This is a genomic window from Caballeronia sp. GAWG1-5s-s, assembly GCF_023631445.1.
GTDB lineage: Bacteria > Pseudomonadota > Gammaproteobacteria > Burkholderiales > Burkholderiaceae > Caballeronia.
Map to the genome: position 1 here is coordinate 1 of NZ_JALQDC010000055.1, position 1,442 is coordinate 1,442.

The 1,442-nt window shown below is 63.0% G+C and carries 1 pseudogene; it reads right to left on the reverse strand.

The window, feature by feature from the left end:
- Positions 1-18 precede the first annotated feature (18 nt).
- Positions 19-1,328, reverse strand: a pseudogene (locus NCR34_RS27840) (IS256 family transposase).
- Positions 1,329-1,442 lie beyond the last annotated feature (114 nt).

Consider the following 1,442-nt stretch of genomic DNA (forward strand, 5'->3'; position numbering starts at 1 on the left):
CGGCGGGTGCGGCATAGGTTAGGCAACCTTCCGATCATGGTCAATTGATTTCGAGCTTGACCGTTTCAAGGCCGCAGCGAGAATCCAGAGTTCATTCACGCCGAGGATTTTTCGAAAGTGCTTCTCAGCTTCCAGGAAGCCCGCGGCTGTCCAGCGCAACGCCATCTCGGCGTCGCGATAGCGCTTCACGCGCCCCGCGACCCGGCGCACCGCGCCGTTGGGATTCTCGATGATGTTGGTCGTCGACAGCCCGCGCATGAGCGCCGGCGTTAGGCCCAGCTTGTTCACCGTGAAGGTTTCCTCCAGCCCCTCGAGCAGTGCGGCCGAGGCGTCCGGATGGTCGGCCTTGAGCCACGCCGCGTGCGTCTTGAGCTTGGCGATGCCATCGTCGGTCGACAACTTGTAGGCAGCCTTCATGATCGCGGCGGTTTGCGAAACGCTCTCCTTGGGCAGGCGCTCAAGGACGTTGCGCTGCTTGTGCACACGGCAGCGCTGCACGTGGGCGCGTTCGCCGAAGAACTCCTCGATGGCCGAGCGCAGCGCTTTGGAACCATCGATCACGAACAGGTATTCGCGATCCGCCGGCAGGCCGCGCTCGATCAGTCCGCGCAACAGATCCTTGACGACCTGGGCGTTCTCACTCGACCCGCTCGCGAGACCCAGGAGGTGTTTCTCGCCGGAGCTGTCCACGCCGATAGCGGCGATGATGTGACGTGAGTCGACGATGATGCCGTCCAGGTAGATCGCCAGGAAGTCCTTGTCATCGAAGCGCCGCCCCATCATCTCGGTGAGCGCCGTCTGGCTGGCCTTGATGAACTCGCGCGAGACGCTGCTCTTGGAGATGCCAACGGTGCCGGCCATCTCGGGCAGGACCTTGGCATATTTGCGCGTCGACACGCCCGTGACCATGATCTCGTGCACGCGCTCGGCGAGCCGCGGATTCTCGTTCAATTGCTCGTAGGCGGGGACCGGCACTTCGCCGCCGCCACGACGCCGAAGGCGCGGCCGCTTCACGTTCAACTTGCGTTCGTCCATCACAATCTGGCCTTGCTGCGAGCCGTGCCAGCGGATCTCGCCGCCTCTGGGCCCGGATGCTTCTCGCCGGCGACCTCCGTCGCCGAGATCACCAGCAGTTGCTCGACAAGGCTACGGCCGGCTTCGTGCATCAACTCGTCGATGCTCGCGCGGGTGTTCTGAATCAGATCGAGCATGGGCAACAGGATCTGACTGTTCTCGGCAAAACAGGCACGCAGTCCTTCCGGGTCCTGCTTGGGCACCACGTGCAACGGCGCGCTGGCGCTTTGGGGCTTCTTCTTGGTACGCTTCATAAGGCGGTTCTCCTTGGTTCCCTGTCCGGGAAGTTGGTCGTCGAAACCCGATTCTCTCGGATTTCCAACGGGGAACCGCCGCCTTCAACCTTCAACTACGCCCGGGACATTGCC